Below are 15,081 nucleotides of genomic sequence, written 5' to 3'. Positions count from 1 at the left end.
TCAGAAAATAACAAATAGTTTTAAAACTTTAATGGAGGTTAAGGATGAAAAAGTACAGTGGATATTTAATTGATTTAGACGGCACCGTTTATAATGGTACCGAAAAAATACCAGAAGCCGTTCAATTTGTTAAACAGTTGAATGAAGAATCAATTCCTTATTTGTTTTTAACGAATAATTCAACGAAGCATCCTAAAGATGTAGCGAATAAACTTAGAGATATGGGTATCGATGCAAAAGAAAAAGATGTATTTACAACAAGCATGGCGACCGCCACTTACATTAGTGAGATGTCTCCAGGTGCTCGTGTTTATCCGATCGGTGAAGAGGGGTTAGATTTTGCATTAAAACAAGCGGGGCTAATTGTAACTGATCAAAATATAGATTATGTTGTTATGGGGCTTGATCGTGGCATCACTTATGAAAAATTAGCAACAGGCGCACTCGCTATTCGAAATGGCGCTAAGTTTATCGCTACAAATGGAGATGTGGCCTTGCCGAGTGAACGAGGATTTTTACCAGGTGCAGGCTCTTTAATATCAGTATTGTCTGTGACAACAGGTGTTAAGCCAATTTTTGTTGGCAAACCGGAATCGATCATTGTTGATCAAGCGATGGATGTATTAGGAACTGAAAAATCGGAAACAGTAATGGTTGGCGATAATTATTATACTGACATATTAGCTGGTATAAGAGCAGGTATTGATTCGTTGCTCGTCTTCTCCGGTGTCACGACTCCAGATGACTTATCATCAATTGATGAACAACCGACCTATACGATCGATACACTTGATCAATGGTCAATAAAATAGGGGGGATAAGGATATGGCATCCATTCAGTATGAAATCATTGAGGAAATCGCCTGTTTATCAACATCGGCATCTGGTTGGACGAAAGAATTAAATCTCGTTAGTTGGAATAATCGAGAACCAAAATATGATATCAGAGACTGGTCACCTGATCATGAAAAGATGGGCAAAGGGATCACTTTATCAAAAGAAGAACTCGTCAATTTGAAACAAAACTTAAATGAAATCAATATGAATTTATCATAATTTGCTTTATAATATGAAAATGTGGGTATACACATCTTAGAAAGAACTTTTGGGAGGTAAAAAATATGTTTAAAAAATTATTTGGTAAAGAAGAAAAGATCGAAAACGAAGTACTTGTAGCCCCTGTTACAGGAGAAATGGTTGCTATTACAGAAGTACCAGATCCAACTTTTTCAGAGAAAATGATGGGTGACGGTATTGCATTTAAACCAACAGAAGGTGAATTTGTAGCACCCGTAAGTGGGGAAATTGTTAACTTATTCCCGACATTGCATGCTATAGGTATTAAATCAAAAGCAGGTGTTGAATACTTAATTCATATCGGTTTAGATACGGTTATGTTAGACGGTGAAGGGTTCGAAGCACACGTTAAACAAGGTGATGAAGTAAAAGCTGGTGATAAATTAATCACTGCAGACTTAGATGCCATTTCAGAAAAAGCTAAAACCATTACACCGTTAGTCATTACAAGTGAAGTAGCGTCAATTGATGCAAAAGATGCTCAAACGGTTGTTAAGGGCGAAACAGAAGTACTAACCGTAAATCTATAAGGAAAAAGCTTGGGATTATTTCCCAAGCTTTTTATATTTATCGACTTGCTTAACAGATTCTGCAGTTCCGATGGCGATAGCATTAAGAGGATCTTCAGCTACTCTAACAGGAACATGCAGCTCATTTTTTAGCCACTCCACAATACCGTGTAATAAGGCGCCACCACCCGCTAACGTAATACCTTGATCAACAATATCCCCACTTAATTCTGGTGGACAATCTTCAAGTGTTGCATGAATGGTTGATGCGATATTCTCTAAAGCTTCACGAATTGCTTTTTGAACATCATTTGATGTTATCGTAATTTCTTTTGGAAGTCCTGAAACTAAATCACGTCCGCTTACTTCAATTGATAAGGGATCATGTTCAACAGGGGCATAGCCAATTTCTTGTTTAATACGTTCAGCCGTTTGGTAGCCAATCAGTACGTTATGTTTTTGACGGATAAAATGCACAATTTCCTCATCCATTTTATCACCAGCTGTTCGAATGGAGCGGGATGTTACGATTCCTCCGTAAGAAATGATCGCGACTTCACTCGTTCCGCCCCCAATATCAACGATTGTATTGCTGATTGGTTCAGCAATGGGTAGTCCGGCTCCAATCGCTGCAGCGACCGGTTCTTCGATTAAATGGACATCTTTCACACCAAAATTTTGAATAGCATTTTCAATCGCTCTTTTTTCAACAGCTGTGCTACCAGTTGGTGCGCACACAATGACAATGGGTTTTCTTAAAGAAGTGCCAATTTTTTTCCCGACCTTTTTTAATATGGCGCTTAACATTTGCGCAGCCACATCATAATCAGCGATGACACCTTCTCTTAATGGGCGAATTGAAGCGATGTGTTGAGGGGTCTTTCCGATCATATCCTTGGCTTCTTGTCCAATGGCGACAAGTTGATTGTTTCGTGTGTCTATGGCAACGACAGAAGGTTCATTAAATACAATTCCTTTTTGTTTTGTGTACACTAAAATATTCGCTGTTCCTAAGTCAATTCCTATTGCTGTATGGTTAAACATGGTTATCCTCCAATAATTTATCAATGTTACTCGTTGATGTTAACTTCAACTGACAGTGTAAGATAGTATAGCACGCTTTAAAAAATGAATGCAAAAGTAAAAAGTACCACCTGAAACATTTTTGCGTATTTATAAGGGCTCGTGCTAGATATAGATTTACGTGAGTAGTTTCACAAAATGAATAAAATTTGTCGAAAGAATTGTTAAAATCCGTTATAATAGAGGGTACGTTTGAATGATAAGGAGAGAAAAAAAGATGAAAACATTAGGTATATACATATATGCTACGTGGATTGTTATATTAACAATCCCTAAGTTATGGAAAGTCAAAAAAATACCTGACGATTCTTATTCTGACAAAGCACGTCAAATTTATCACATACCAGCTCAAGTGTCTCAAAAAGTAATTATTAAAACAAAATCCAACGTCAATGTAAGAGGTGAAGAGAATCTTATTGATCAACCGGTATTGTTTGTAGCCAATCATCAAAGTTTATTTGATATCTTATTATTGCTAGGTTATTTAGATAAACCAATTGGCTTTATAGCAAAAGCAGAAATCAAAAAGCTTCCAATTATAAGTAGTTGGATGAAACAAATGAAATGTGTATTCATTGATCGATCCAATAGACGAGCGGCGCTTAAAGTCATTGATGATAGTATTGAAAGTTTAAGATCCGGTCAATCCATTGTATTGTTCCCAGAAGGTACGCGAAATGATGGTCAATCACTTAAGCCCTTTAAACCTGGAAGTTTACGCGTGGGGATGCGATCTGAGGTTCCAATTATTCCGATTGCAATTAATGGGACGCATAATATGTATGAGAGAAATGGTAATAAAATCAAACCGACTCAATTAACATTATCAATCGGAAAGCCGATATATAAGGAAGAGTATGCGAATTTAAAAAGTCAGCAACTTGCAAGTGAATTGCAGGAACGAATCAACATGATGTTGAATAATAAATAGTAATGCATTTTTTGTAAAAAAATGAAATTATTTTTGTTATGTACCTAAAACTTACTGATTGATAAAATACTTTTAAAAAAGGTGAAATGATGACAACTGATACCATTGCCCAAGTGTTAGAATACAATCAAATAGAAGCCGTTCTTGATAAAATTTATCATCACCCTACTGAAGAAATGAAATCCAAACTAACAGGCGAGTTATATCAATATCTCAAAAACCATTTACATAAGTACGATGTTCTAAAAGATATGATCAGCGAAGCGTTCCAAGTATTAACGATTGATGATAATGGTTATATTATTTATATTGATGAATCATTCTGTGAACAATTAGGCTATCAACCTCAAGAATTATTGTATCATCATTACAGAATTTTACATGCAGGTGTTCATGATGATGCATTTTATGAGGGAATGTGGCAAACGATTAGGCAGAAAAAGGTTTGGAAAGGGGATATTTGTACCGCCTCAAAATCAAAACAAATGTTTTGGTTCCGTACGATTATCATACCGAATGCTAATGATCAACAAGGCGATACATCCTATACCGTTTTTAGAACGGATATTAGTGATGTGAAACAAGATGATCAAGAGCTAGTCGAAGCACTTGATGATGATTACAGACGTCTTTTCAGTCAATTAATGAATCTAACGTTTCGTGTACAACGTCATAAAAAAACACAAGCTTATCGGTTTAGAATGTTTGAAGGAAAACTAGCCCACAAATTAACATCGTTATTGAATAGTGATCAAGGCGAAACGATTGATGACGTATTCTTTCATGAAAATTATGAGCCGATCGATCACTTTTTTGCTCAAGCATTTGAAGGTGAAGAAGTCATTTTTAAACATTACTTTAAAGATCTCGTTTTATATACGATGCTTTCACCGATTTATGAAAAGAATGAAGTGATGGAAGTCGTGGGTTCAACGATTGATATTTCGTCATTAGAAGAAGCGGAGAAAAAGGTTAGACAATTGGCTTATTATGACAGTCTAACGCAACTTCCTAACCGAAGTAAGTTTAGGGATGACTTAAAGCATTTAGTAAGTAGAAAACCGTCAAACGGATTTGCGGTCGTTTATTGTGATATTGATCGGTTAAAATATATCAATGATACATTAGGTGAGGGTATTGGGGATCAAGTGATTGATACGATGGCTAAACGCCTTAATTACTTTATTGAAGATAAAGGTGTTGTGTATCGTTATGGTGGTGATGAATTCAGCATTATTATTGATGCATCTAAAACACAAGTCACAAGGCTTGCTAAACAATTGCTACAAGCGATCAAGCAGCCGACCACGATAAAAGGACACGAATTTTTCATCACCTCATCTATGGGGTTAAGTTACTACGGTATAGATGCGTGGACAGATGAAGAGTTGATTCACCATGCAAGTGTCGCTGTTCACTATTGTAAAATGAATGGTCGAAACAGTTATATGTATTACACACCTAAAATGAATGAATCGTATCAAGATATACTGCTTTTAGAGGCAGATATTAGAAAAGCTGTTCAACGTCATGAGTTTGAACTTTACTATCAACCTCAGTTAAATGTATCGAATGGTGATGTAATGGGGCTTGAAGCTTTGATTCGTTGGGAACATCCTAAAAAGGGATCCATATCACCAGGTACCTTTATTCCGCTAGCAGAAGAAAGTGGTATTATTACACAAATTGGTGAATGGGTGATCGGAGAGGCGTGTAGACAACATGTAGCCTGGGTCGGACAAGGTTTTGATCCGATTCGAATTGCAGTAAACGTGTCAGCTATTGAACTTCAGCGTTTTGATTTTGCTGATCGTGTTGCTCAAATTCTTGCTGATACAAAAATGGATCCGAGATTTTTGGAAATTGAGATCACGGAAAACAGTGTGATGCAAAATACAGAAGATTGTATTCAAACGATGAACACATTGAAACAAATGGGTATTTCCCTTTCGATTGATGACTTTGGGACAGGCTATTCTTCTTTTGGTTACCTTAAGCAATTTCCGATTAATTTCTTAAAGATTGACCAATCATTTGTGAGAAGTGCATTAAAAGAATCAAGCAGCAGTGAGATTGTTAAAGCAATGATTCAGCTTGCACATACTTTTGGATTAAAAGTAGTGGCAGAAGGTGTTGAAGAGGCAGATATTTTAGCGTTGTTACAAGATCATAATTGTGATTACTATCAAGGTTATTACTATAGTCGCCCGTTACCAGCTGAAAAATTAGAAAAAGTTATTTATAATGTATGAGGTTATCTAGAGCTTTTCTGAACACTAAGTTCAGAAAAGCTTTTGCTATTTAATTAAACCCTCTTTTCTCGTATAATATGTGTAAATGAAGAGAAAAGGTGGTATACAGAAATGATAAAGGTTTTATTCGTTTGTTTAGGTAATATTTGTCGTTCGCCAATGGCTGAAGCGTATTTTAGACAGCTAATTCATAAAAAGAACTTAGAAAATCATTTTGAAATTGATTCTGCAGGAATGGGCGATTGGCATGTTGGTAAGCCGCCGTATCATAAAACGCGAGAAAAGTTAGATGAACAAGGGATTTCATATCAAGGTATGAAAGCGCGTCAGATCAATGCTCGTGATTTAGATGCGTTTGATTATGTTATAGCGATGGATGATCAAAACATAGACGATTTAAATCGATTAAGAATAGAAGTGCCTAAAGCAATCGTTAAAAAATTAACAGATTATATTGCTGATGATTCGATTGACTATGTACCCGATCCCTATCACACAGGAGCATTTGATGAAACGTATCAGCTTGTCGAAGCGGGCTGTTTAGCATTATTGGAACAAATTAAAAAAGATCACCAATTAGAAAGTGGTCAATAAGGAGGAATTATATTGAAACGCTCATTTATAGGACAAGGTGTCTTGTTAGGTGCCGTTATTGGTGGATTACTTAGCTTAACGCACCCAAGTGCAAGGAAAGAATTAAAACAGATAACGTCTAAAGGAAAAAATGCAACACGTTATGTTATTGAACACCCAACTGGAGTGGTTAAAAACGTTAATGATCAATTAACAAACGTTTTAGATGTTACATCTCATTCACTTGATTTGACGATTGATGTACTCAATCAAGTAGAAAAGTGGATTCAGCAATATGAAGACCAAAACGGTGATCAATAAACATCACGACAGGGAGGTGAGTAATAATGGAACGATTTAAACGTTATTTTAAACCGGTGAAAAAGTTCGGAATGGACTTATTCAAACGCTTCTCAGATGATGAGGTGACAGGGCTATCCGCGCAGCTGTCTTATTTTTTCTTATTATCTATATTTCCATTATTAATTTTCTTCGTTACATTATTAGGTTATCTCCCGTTCGACCAGCAAGATATTATTGGTTTATTGAGCACCTATGTTCCAGCAAATGCAATGGATTTAATTGAAAATAATTTGGAACAAGTCATCGAGAGTAGTGGTGGAGGTCTATTATCGGTAGGTATAATCGGTACATTATGGTCTGCTTCAAATGGTATTAATGCGATTATGCGTTCCTTAAATAAAGCGTATGACGTCGAAGAAAATCGTTCTTTCATAGTCGGACGTTTAATCGCAATCTCATTGTTGATTTCTGTGTTACTCCTTATCGTGGTTGCATTGTTGTTACCTGTTTTCGGAAGAATGATTGGGGAGTATGTGTTCTCAATGTTTGGAGCGAGTGAGGAGTTCTTAGATGTTTGGAATACGTTGAGATGGGTGGTGTCATCTTCTGTATTCTTCTTAGTGTTCTTATATTTATACCGACTGGCACCTAACACAAAAGTTTATTTGAGAGATGTTTTATACGGTGCTATTTTTGCAACGATAGGGTGGCAACTATCTTCGTTAGGTTTTTCTTTTTATGTTAATACAATGGGGGATTATTCAGCCACTTACGGTAGTTTGGGTGGTGTGATTGTCTTGATGATTTGGTTTTATATTTCTGGTATTATCATCATAACAGGAGGAGAAATTAACGCCCTTATTGCCGAATATAAAGGTCGAAAATAATTAAGGACACAGATGAGTGATTATAACGATCTCATCTGTGTCCTTTTTAATGAAAAAGATTAAAAACCGTACTTTTCTACTTCTTTTTCTTTTGTATATTGAAGTGCATCATACTGTGTTATTGTATCATCAATTAATCGATCGATTCTTAAGAAAACATCATCATTGACAATTTCTTTCAAATGATAATCTTTTTCTTCGATGAAGACATAATCATCTACAACGGAACCTTTCATATAGGTCAAAATCGGTTTTAATTGAATCATCGGGACTAAATAATGCTTGCTTGAGCCAGCTGTTATAATCATGCTGATAACTTTATCTCTAAGACCATCTGTAGGAAGAAGATCAAATACATTTTTTAAAGTACCTGGTATTGATGCTTGAAAGATGGGTGAACCGATCATAATAATGTCAGCATTCATGATCGATTGCGTCACATGTGCGGTATCGCCATCGTAATCCAAGTAATGGCGTCCATCACTGAATTGAAGCTGATAATCAGCTAAATCAATAAAGGTTATCTCACTCTCAGGTGAATGTTGTTTTAATTGCTTATAGCAGTGTTCCATTGCAATTCTTGTTTTAGATCCAATTGTCGATCCGGACAAAAGAAGGATATTCATGATCATCACTCCTGTTCTGAATAATGTGTTTCATCTTTATTTTTTAGTGTATTTTTTCACTGCTGGTAAAATTTCAGTTCCGATTAGCTCGATGTTACGTTGTAGTTGATCAAATGGCATGCCGCCAAAATCGATTTGAGCGATATAGCGTTGATGATTAAATTGCTCATGTTGATACAAGATTTTTTCAATAATTTCTTGAGGACTACCGATATTCATGACATTTTTGGGATCAACACCTTGAGCGAAGTGTTGCTTCGGAAAACCTTGTCCATTTGTTCGCTTCATCCCCTCGTTAATGTGAGGATACAGATCTCTCAGTGCTTGTTGTGACGTTTCCGCTGCATAGAAAAACCCGGCAGTTGCAACAGGCTTTGTTGATGGATCAAATCCGCTTTGAGTTAATGCTTGTCTGTATGCATCAATGGTCTGTTTAAAAACGGATACAGGCCCCCCTAAATGCGCCATAAACATTGGCACACCCAGTCTACCTGCTTTAATCGCACTTGCTGGTGTTCCGCCAACTGCTCGCCAAATCGGTAACGAACCGCCTACAGGTCTTGGAAGAATCTCTGCGTTTTTTAGGGGTGCTCTAAATTCACCTTCCCAGTTCACGACGTCTTGTTGATTGATTTGATTCAATAATTCAAATTTTTCTTCAAATAACGCTTCGTAATCATTTAAATCATAACCTAACAAATTAAAAAGCCCGATCCGAGACGCACGTCCAGCGACGATTTCCGTTCTTCCACCGGATAGAAGATCAATCGTTGCAAAATCTTCAAAAACACGGACGGGATCGGAAGTACTGATAATCGTAGATGAGCTTCCGATCTTGATTTGTTCGGTCGCTTGTGCGATGGCACTTAATACGACACTATGGGCTTGGGTAGCAAAATAAGATTGATGGCTTTCGCCAACGCTGAAAAAATCAAGTCCTGCTTGATCTGCTAACTTAGCGTACTCAACTAATTCCCGCAGTCTATTTTGAGCTGAAGGTCGTTCGTTTGTGTGTGGGTTTGGCAAATGATCGCCTAAGGTATAAATACCAAATTCTAATCCATTGTCAGGATTTATTTTATAATTTTCCATTGTGTCACCAACTTTCTTCCTTTTTTAGTCAACTATACACGTCTTATCGTTCATAAATCATCTAATATGCTTGTGATGAAGCATACAAATAACCACACACATCAACAGGGATGTGTGTGGTTAGATTATTTCAACATACGCAGACCATTTAATATGACGAGTATTGTACTTCCCTCATGACCAATCACACCTAAAGGTAAATTAATAATTTGCAGGAAGTTTGTGATAATTAAAAGCACAATCACACTAACAGAAAAGACAATATTTTGTTTAATGATGCGATTCATTTTTCGAGATAAGTTGTGGGCATGAATCATCTTTTCTAATTTATTTTTAATTAAAACGATATCAGCTGTTTCAAGTGCAACGTCTGTTCCAGCTCCCATTGCGACACCTATATCGGCTGTAGCGAGTGCGGGAGCATCATTAATCCCATCGCCAATCATTAATACATGTTTATACGTAGATTGTAACGCTTTGAGTGCTTCAACTTTATCATTCGGCATACATTCAGCTCTATAATCATCAATATTTGATTCTTCAGCAATTGCTTTTGCCGTTCCTTCTGTATCACCTGTCAGCATAACCGTATGCATACCACTCTGTTTAAATTGTTTAATTGCATCGAGTGTATCTTCACGAATCGTATCTTTTAATGCAAATAGGCCAACGATTTGGTGGTTTTTAGCAAGGTAGACAAGTGTTTTAGCTTGATCTGTCCATTGGTCGCGCCACGTGTGATACCAGTCTGCTTCTTCGTGTTCTAAAATCAGTTTATGGCTACCGATTGTATAGACATCGTCATCGATGGTTGCGCGCATGCCTTTTCCGGTTTCTTCAATTATATCTGTAATCGTTAAGGACTGTACTGTCTCTGCTTCATCGTTAACATAACGGACAATCGCCTCTGCAAGGGGATGAGAAGATTTTGATTCAATAATTTTAGCTACATTAAGCAACATATTAGTTGCTTCAGAATCTTTTGAAATAAAGTTTGTAACGGTAGGTTTACCGATGGTTAAAGTACCTGTTTTATCAAATGCAACAGCTTTAATACGTTCTAAGTTCTCGAGGTGAATGCCACTCTTAAATAAAATGCCATGTCTAGCCCCGTTTGATATAGCAGATAGTGTAGCAGGTGATATAGATGCAACAAGCGCACATGGTGAAGCGACAACAAGTAAGATCATCGCTCGATAGATTGTATCCGTCCAACTCCACCCTAGCGCATAATGTGGAATAAACATCATAAGCGCAACAAAGATTAAAACAGACTTCACATAAATATTTTCAAATTTTTCAATGAACCGTTGAGTAGGTGACTTGTCATTTTGTGCGTCTCGAACAAGTTGCATGATTTTTTGAACGAAAGATTCACTCGCTTGAGTTGTGACTTCAACTATTAGTGCACCATTTGTATTAATCGTTCCTGTGAATACTGTATCACTCACTGTTTTGGTTACGGGGATCGACTCCCCTGTTAGCGCACTTTCATCAATGGTCGAATACCCTTCTTTAATCTGACCATCTGCTGCTATCTTCTCACCAGCTTTAATACTAATCCGGTCTCCAATACCTAATTTATCAACGGACACAACTTCCTCTTCACCATTTACAATTCTAGTAGCTGTATCAGGTTGTAATTGCATCAATGCAGATAAATCTTTCTCGCTTTTTTGCATCGTATAAGTTTCCATAGCTCCTGATAATGAAAAAATAAAGATGAGAATAGCGCCTTCTGTCCAGTATCCAATTGTTGCAGCCCCAATTGCCGCAATAATCATTAAAAGCTCAACGTTTAAGGTGCGATTTTGCCATGTATCTGTGATCCCTTCTTTTGCTTTTGCAAAACCACCAATTATATAAGCAAGCGAATTAACTGTTATCCAAGCTGTACTAGTAAGCTGATCTTGGAACACCCAAGCCATTACAATCATTAAACCACTTACTATTGAAGCGATTAACTCAACATGAGGCTTGACCCTGGTTATTAATTTGTTTTTTAATTGAGAATAGATACGATTATTATTTATATTAATTTTAAATATAGGGGTCACTATTAACCACTCTCCTTTTTAATTGATAATGAATGTCATTAACGATTCAATAAAACCAATTGTGTCAATTGAAAACGAATCTCATTAGATTAAAATTATTATAATTTAATGATAGCATGATTGATATAATATACAATAGTTTCACGAAAATTATTGTTTTATTTATAAAACAATTTTCAGAAAACATCATTTTGTTATATAACAATAAGTAACAATTTTATTAATACAGATTGTGTTTTTTGGTTGATTTATTTGGTGAAAACTGTTATCTTTTTAAACATAGTAAAATTATGAAAAAGATGGGGGACAATAAATTATGTTCAAAAAATTAGGGGTTTTGTTGATCATCGGATTATTGGTATTGGTTGCTTGTGGAGAGGAAGATCAAGAGCCAATTGAATCTGAGGAAGCAGCATCTGAAGAAACAGAGCAAGAAGAAATAGGTGATCACCTGTTATCAGAGATTCAAGAAGCAGGTGAAATTACCGTCGCAACGTCAGGTACACTCATCGCAGCATCATTCTATGACGATGATGATGAATTAACAGGCTATGATGTAGAAGTAATGAAAGAGATTGGTGAACGTCTTGGTTTAGATGTTCAGTTTGAAGTTATGGGGATTGATTCAATGCTTCCAGCGATCAATAGTGGTCGCGTTGATGTGGCGATTAATGATATCGAAGCAACGGATTCAAGAAGAGAGCAGTTTAACTTTTCAGAACCTTATAAATATTCTTACTCAACGATGGTCGTTAGAGAGAGTGATTATTCAGGCATCCATAGTCTAGAGGATTTAGAAGGAAAAAGAGCTGGAGGAGGCGCGACGACCATTTATAGTCAAATAGCTGAACACTTTGGAGCTGAAGTCGTCACATATGGAAATGCCTCAAATGAAGCTTACTTAAGTGATGTATCAAATGAACAGACTGATGTGGTCGTTAATGATTATTATTTATCGACCTTTGGTGTTGCAGCTTTTCCTGATTTTGATATTATGATTCATCCAGATCTAAAGTTCCATCCAACCGAACAAGCGATCGCGATGCCTGAAGGTGAAGATGAATTAACAGAAGCGATCAATGAAACATTAGATGAAATGAGAGAAGATGGAACGTTATCTGAATTAGCCATCAATTTCTACGAGGAAGATGCTTCAACTGAACCTGAAGGAGAAATTGAAGAAATTGAAGGTTTAGATCTGTAATATTATTTAGGGGGGAGGCGCATAATGGATATCATACCATTTTTTGATTTGCCTTTAGCCATTGAAAATTTACCATTTATTTTAACAGGGTTACCAATGACTATATATGTATCGTTTTTTAGTATGGCTGTTGGTATGGTTTTGGGATTGTTTCTTGCTTTAGCAAGGCGGAGTGAGTCAAGAATGCTCCGTTATCCAGCACGTGTTTATATTTCTTTTATGCGAGGAACCCCGATTCTTGTTTTACTATTTATTATTTACTTTGGTTTGCCTTATGCCAATATTCAATTTCAGCCACTTCAAGCTGCGGTTATAGGTTTTGGTATAAACAGTGCCGCATACATTGCTGAGGTGAATCGATCTGCTTTAAGCAGTGTTGAGAAGGGTCAGTGGGAAGCAAGTTATTCGTTAGGTTTAAGTTATGCTAAAGCGTTAAAAGGTGTGATTTTACCTCAAGCTGCACGAATTGCTATACCGCCGCTTACAAATATTTTTTTAGACCTTGTTAAAGCAAGTTCACTAGCGGCCATGATTACGGTACCTGAACTTCTTCAAAGAACACAAATTGCAGGTGGCCGAGCGTTTGATACATTGACGATGTATGTCCTTGTTGCATTTATTTATTGGCCACTTTGTATTGTGATTTCATTTGTTCAAGAGCAATTTGAGAACTACTTTAACCGATTCGTTGAAAAAGGTTAAAGGATTGGTATAAAAAACCTCCGAAGGTGCATGCTAAATGACACCAGAAGGAGGTTTTTTTATGAGATATATTATGTTGTTGTGTTTATTTAGCTTATTACCAACACTATCCGTTTTTGCAGAAACAGAACCAAACAATGAGCCAAAGATAATCTCCGTTGAATCATTCAATACAGAAGAAAGTCCAAAAACAGATACGAAAGAAGTAGAAAAAGAAGAATGGGTAAAGGAAGTGATAAGTGAGATCGATGAGCCGATAACGAACCCTTATCTTATCGACCAATTAAATCAAACAACGATTCACCAACCATTTTTTAGTTTTGGTTCACGAAGTGAGGTGTTTTTAGGTCGTTGGGTGCTAAACTATCAATCAGATGATACAGAAACCAATTGGCTTTACCAAAACATTAATGAAAATGAATTAACGAATGATCGTGCCCATTATGTTCAAGAAGAAACGGTTGAGGTTAGCGGTGGTTTACAAGTAAAAGTTGACCAATCCGATCAAGTTCAGATGATGTTGTTAGAAGATGTAAGAGAGCGTATTGACCTGCCAGTTAATGATCGTGTTCGCTTTGGTGAAGGAACAGAAGTAGAAGTAGCTGATTTGGCAAATGAAAACAGACAGATGCTTAAAGCGTATGCAGGAGCGATTAAAGAAACGGGTCATTTACAATATGGTGATGTTTATTTAAAAACTAAAGGTCGTCAAAAATCCCTTGTAATTAAAAATATCATTGAACAAGATATGGTGGCATGGCTCCCGATCAATCAACACATTGCCATTGAATTAAATTAACCATCCCTATTCACTAGAGGGATGGTTATCTTGTCTTGTCCGCACTTGTTGCTCTGGCATTTTAATATCATATTTATATAAATATTTTGCGATAATACCTCTAACGGCACGTGAAGTTGGGAAAAAGGTGAGGTCTTCAATTAAACCAGCGATCATATAACTATAACCTCGGTAATTATCATTTAATGAAGCCATACCAATGACCCGAAAAGGCTCAATAGGATCTTGTGATAAGTCTTTTCTTAAATACTCGTGAAGTTCAGCATTTAATTCTTCACATGCTTTCGTGAGGACATCCGTTACACGTTCTGGATCTTCATAAAAACTTGTTGTGATCGTTTCAATAATACGCATTTTATCTTTGTTGAAATTTTCAACTGTTTGAACTTGCCCATTATTGATGGAAATAATCGTACCCGACCAGGCACGTATTTTTAACATGCGGAATCCTATTTCTTCTACTAAACCTTCGTGAGTACTGTTGACGATTACCCAGTCCCCTTTTTGTAATTGTTTCTCATAAACAATAAAGACACCAGCAAGTAAATCTTGAACTAAGCTTTGTGCACCAAAACCAATGACAATACCTAATACACCAGCACCGGCAAGCATGCTGCCAATATTAAGGCCAAATACGCTTAAGACAAAAAACAAAAAGCCGATTAAGCCTATATAGTTTATAATTGAATTAATTAATGAAATAACAGTGTCTGATTCTTTTGTTTCCATTACTTTTGATCTCGATAAAACAGATCTTACCACTCGTTTTAAAACGAGGACAAGCGTGAGAATAATCAAACCACCTAATATAATTTGTGTCACACTATTTTCAAAGATGATTGTTAAAAGATCTGTTATACGCTCCCAGGATAATTCCATATTTATACCTCCTACTTAACAAACCATTCATAGTATAACATGATTTAATAAAATCTGGACAGTGACAAACGGATTTAGTAAGATGGAGAAAGTGCTGAAAAAAGGAG

General features: G+C 36.4%; 16 protein-coding genes. 11 read left to right on the top strand and 5 right to left on the bottom strand.

Going from position 1 to position 15,081, the window contains the following annotated elements; all coding sequences use genetic code 11:
• Positions 1 to 44: 44 nt before the first annotated feature.
• From BLR62_RS06455 to BLR62_RS06445, 3 genes are all read left to right on the top strand, one after another.
• On the top strand, positions 45 to 812 hold the full coding sequence (locus tag BLR62_RS06455; protein ID WP_090794934.1) for a TIGR01457 family HAD-type hydrolase: 768 nt from the start codon (positions 45 to 47) through the stop codon (positions 810 to 812).
• 13 nt (positions 813 to 825) lie between these two features.
• Positions 826 to 1,056, top strand: a complete 231-nt coding sequence (locus BLR62_RS06450) for a YdbC family protein (protein ID WP_090794931.1) — start codon at positions 826 to 828, stop codon at positions 1,054 to 1,056.
• Between the two features lie 65 nt (positions 1,057 to 1,121).
• A complete protein-coding gene (locus BLR62_RS06445; RefSeq protein WP_090794928.1) occupies positions 1,122 to 1,607 on the top strand; it encodes a PTS sugar transporter subunit IIA in 486 nt (161 codons plus the stop codon).
• Between the two features lie 15 nt (positions 1,608 to 1,622).
• On the opposite strand, the gene mreBH is transcribed toward BLR62_RS06445, so the two are convergent.
• Positions 1,623 to 2,630, bottom strand: a complete 1,008-nt coding sequence (mreBH, locus tag BLR62_RS06440) for a rod-share determining protein MreBH (protein ID WP_090794925.1) — start codon at positions 2,628 to 2,630, stop codon at positions 1,623 to 1,625.
• Between the two features lie 256 nt (positions 2,631 to 2,886).
• Here mreBH and BLR62_RS06435 point away from each other — a divergent pair, with 256 nt between their 5' ends.
• From BLR62_RS06435 to BLR62_RS06415, 5 genes are all read left to right on the top strand, one after another.
• Positions 2,887 to 3,600, top strand: a complete 714-nt coding sequence (locus BLR62_RS06435) for a lysophospholipid acyltransferase family protein (RefSeq protein WP_090794924.1) — start codon at positions 2,887 to 2,889, stop codon at positions 3,598 to 3,600.
• An 89-nt stretch (positions 3,601 to 3,689) separates the two neighbouring features.
• A complete protein-coding gene (locus BLR62_RS06430) occupies positions 3,690 to 5,852 on the top strand; it encodes a sensor domain-containing protein (RefSeq protein ID WP_090794921.1) in 2,163 nt (720 codons plus the stop codon).
• A 111-nt stretch (positions 5,853 to 5,963) separates the two neighbouring features.
• On the top strand, positions 5,964 to 6,446 hold the full coding sequence (locus BLR62_RS06425) for a low molecular weight protein-tyrosine-phosphatase (protein ID WP_090794919.1): 483 nt from the start codon (positions 5,964 to 5,966) through the stop codon (positions 6,444 to 6,446).
• 12 nt (positions 6,447 to 6,458) lie between these two features.
• On the top strand, positions 6,459 to 6,746 hold the full coding sequence (locus BLR62_RS06420; RefSeq protein WP_090794916.1) for a hypothetical protein: 288 nt from the start codon (positions 6,459 to 6,461) through the stop codon (positions 6,744 to 6,746).
• A 26-nt stretch (positions 6,747 to 6,772) separates the two neighbouring features.
• Positions 6,773 to 7,615: a YihY/virulence factor BrkB family protein gene (locus BLR62_RS06415; RefSeq protein ID WP_090794914.1), complete on the top strand. Its 843-nt coding sequence runs from the start codon at positions 6,773 to 6,775 to the stop codon at positions 7,613 to 7,615.
• A 59-nt stretch (positions 7,616 to 7,674) separates the two neighbouring features.
• Here the strand turns inward: BLR62_RS06415 and BLR62_RS06410 are convergent, their stop codons facing one another.
• The 3 genes from BLR62_RS06410 to BLR62_RS06400 all read right to left on the bottom strand — a co-directional run bounded on the left by BLR62_RS06410 (position 7,675) and on the right by BLR62_RS06400 (position 11,390).
• Positions 7,675 to 8,241: an NADPH-dependent FMN reductase gene (locus tag BLR62_RS06410; RefSeq protein WP_090794912.1), complete on the bottom strand. Its 567-nt coding sequence runs from the start codon at positions 8,239 to 8,241 to the stop codon at positions 7,675 to 7,677.
• Positions 8,242 to 8,277: 36 nt separating this feature from the next.
• Entirely contained in the window at positions 8,278 to 9,333 is a 1,056-nt protein-coding gene (locus BLR62_RS06405; RefSeq protein WP_090794909.1) for an LLM class flavin-dependent oxidoreductase, read from the bottom strand.
• A gap of 125 nt (positions 9,334 to 9,458) precedes the next feature.
• Positions 9,459 to 11,390 carry a heavy metal translocating P-type ATPase gene (locus BLR62_RS06400; protein ID WP_342706536.1) on the bottom strand — a complete coding sequence of 644 codons (1,932 nt, stop codon included), beginning with the start codon at positions 11,388 to 11,390 and terminating at the stop codon, positions 9,459 to 9,461.
• Positions 11,391 to 11,706: 316 nt separating this feature from the next.
• On the opposite strand from BLR62_RS06400, the gene BLR62_RS06395 reads away from it, so the two are divergent.
• From BLR62_RS06395 to BLR62_RS06385, 3 genes are all read left to right on the top strand, one after another.
• Entirely contained in the window at positions 11,707 to 12,594 is an 888-nt protein-coding gene (locus BLR62_RS06395; RefSeq protein ID WP_090794908.1) for a transporter substrate-binding domain-containing protein, read from the top strand.
• Positions 12,595 to 12,618: 24 nt separating this feature from the next.
• Entirely contained in the window at positions 12,619 to 13,296 is a 678-nt protein-coding gene (locus tag BLR62_RS06390; RefSeq protein WP_090794905.1) for an amino acid ABC transporter permease, read from the top strand.
• A 61-nt stretch (positions 13,297 to 13,357) separates the two neighbouring features.
• Positions 13,358 to 14,095 carry a YfkD family protein gene (locus BLR62_RS06385; protein WP_176759238.1) on the top strand — a complete coding sequence of 246 codons (738 nt, stop codon included), beginning with the start codon at positions 13,358 to 13,360 and terminating at the stop codon, positions 14,093 to 14,095.
• A 6-nt stretch (positions 14,096 to 14,101) separates the two neighbouring features.
• On the opposite strand, the gene BLR62_RS06380 is transcribed toward BLR62_RS06385, so the two are convergent.
• A complete protein-coding gene (locus BLR62_RS06380; protein WP_090794899.1) occupies positions 14,102 to 14,974 on the bottom strand; it encodes a mechanosensitive ion channel family protein in 873 nt (290 codons plus the stop codon).
• Between the last annotated feature and the right edge of the window lie 107 nt (positions 14,975 to 15,081).

The organism is Pelagirhabdus alkalitolerans (assembly GCF_900096905.1).
GTDB classification, from domain to species: domain Bacteria; phylum Bacillota; class Bacilli; order Bacillales; family Amphibacillaceae; genus Pelagirhabdus; species Pelagirhabdus alkalitolerans.
Note: the sequence above shows the minus strand (reverse complement) of the source record. Positions and strands in the feature narration are given on the sequence as shown.

What these genes read in the sequence shown, in the direction of transcription:
- BLR62_RS06455 (WP_090794934.1), top strand. Translation starts at nt 45, where the DNA reads ATGAAAAAGTACAGTGGATATTTAATTGATTTAGACGGCACCGTTTAT.
- BLR62_RS06450 (WP_090794931.1), top strand. Translation starts at nt 826, where the DNA reads ATGGCATCCATTCAGTATGAAATCATTGAGGAAATCGCCTGTTTATCA.
- BLR62_RS06445 (WP_090794928.1), top strand. Translation starts at nt 1,122, where the DNA reads ATGTTTAAAAAATTATTTGGTAAAGAAGAAAAGATCGAAAACGAAGTA.
- mreBH (WP_090794925.1), bottom strand. Translation starts at nt 2,630, where the DNA reads ATGTTTAACCATACAGCAATAGGAATTGACTTAGGAACAGCGAATATT.
- BLR62_RS06435 (WP_090794924.1), top strand. Translation starts at nt 2,887, where the DNA reads ATGAAAACATTAGGTATATACATATATGCTACGTGGATTGTTATATTA.
- BLR62_RS06430 (WP_090794921.1), top strand. Translation starts at nt 3,690, where the DNA reads ATGACAACTGATACCATTGCCCAAGTGTTAGAATACAATCAAATAGAA.
- BLR62_RS06425 (WP_090794919.1), top strand. Translation starts at nt 5,964, where the DNA reads ATGATAAAGGTTTTATTCGTTTGTTTAGGTAATATTTGTCGTTCGCCA.
- BLR62_RS06415 (WP_090794914.1), top strand. Translation starts at nt 6,773, where the DNA reads ATGGAACGATTTAAACGTTATTTTAAACCGGTGAAAAAGTTCGGAATG.
- BLR62_RS06410 (WP_090794912.1), bottom strand. Translation starts at nt 8,241, where the DNA reads ATGAATATCCTTCTTTTGTCCGGATCGACAATTGGATCTAAAACAAGA.
- BLR62_RS06405 (WP_090794909.1), bottom strand. Translation starts at nt 9,333, where the DNA reads ATGGAAAATTATAAAATAAATCCTGACAATGGATTAGAATTTGGTATT.
- BLR62_RS06395 (WP_090794908.1), top strand. Translation starts at nt 11,707, where the DNA reads ATGTTCAAAAAATTAGGGGTTTTGTTGATCATCGGATTATTGGTATTG.
- BLR62_RS06390 (WP_090794905.1), top strand. Translation starts at nt 12,619, where the DNA reads ATGGATATCATACCATTTTTTGATTTGCCTTTAGCCATTGAAAATTTA.
- BLR62_RS06385 (WP_176759238.1), top strand. Translation starts at nt 13,358, where the DNA reads ATGAGATATATTATGTTGTTGTGTTTATTTAGCTTATTACCAACACTA.
- BLR62_RS06380 (WP_090794899.1), bottom strand. Translation starts at nt 14,974, where the DNA reads ATGGAATTATCCTGGGAGCGTATAACAGATCTTTTAACAATCATCTTT.